This window comes from Variovorax sp. 01N429, assembly GCF_056399425.1.
In genome coordinates, this window is the sequence record NZ_JBFTRG010000065.1 from 1 (window position 1) to 600 (window position 600).

The 600-nt window shown below is 76.0% G+C and carries 1 protein-coding gene and 1 pseudogene; one reads left to right on the forward strand and one right to left on the reverse strand.

Going from position 1 to position 600, the window contains the following annotated elements; translation table 11 throughout:
• Positions 1 to 324, forward strand: a 324-nt coding sequence (locus AC1DSF_RS30585) for a hypothetical protein (RefSeq protein WP_478184068.1), incomplete at its 5' end; no start/stop codon positions are given.
• Positions 325 to 406: 82 nt separating this feature from the next.
• On the opposite strand, the pseudogene AC1DSF_RS30590 reads toward AC1DSF_RS30585, so the two are convergent.
• A pseudogene (locus AC1DSF_RS30590) lies at positions 407 to 600 on the reverse strand (hypothetical protein); the annotation flags it as partial.

The window sequence follows — 600 nt, forward strand, 5'->3', positions numbered from 1 at the left end:
GTCCTGGGCACGCTGCTGTGCAACGAACTCCACAGTCGCATCACGTTCCGCAAGGGCGCCGCGGGCTGGCGCGTGCACGCGGAGTCGACCGGAACCGCCGTCATCGCCTACCTGTTCACCACCGGCGCGATGCTCGCCCTGGAAGCGGCGGCCCCGCACGCGGGAGCGCTGACCATCCAGGCCGTCTACCTGGCCGCGCAGGGCCTCGCGGGCCTGGGCCGGTTCGTGGTGCTGCGGCTGGTGGTGTTCGCCCGCCCGAAGTCCCGCACCGCGACCGCGACCGTATCCGGCACCCCGCGCCCGGAGCTGGTCATCGCGGCCTGAGCCGCACCGACCCACGTACCCGAGCTTCGCACCCGAGCCCCGTCCGCAAGCGGCCCCGCGTCCCGGCTACACCGCGTCCCGGCTACACCGCGTCCCCGAACCTCTCCAGGCGGATGCGGGTGGCCGGGACGCCCGCCCGGGTCAGCATGCGGCCGACCGCCTCGGCGAAGCCCGTCGACCCGCAGACGTACACCTCGCGGTCCTCGGCGACCGCCGCCGCGGCGTGCGGGGCGAGGACGTCCGGGGTCAGCCGCCCGACCGGCAGGCCCGCCGGGG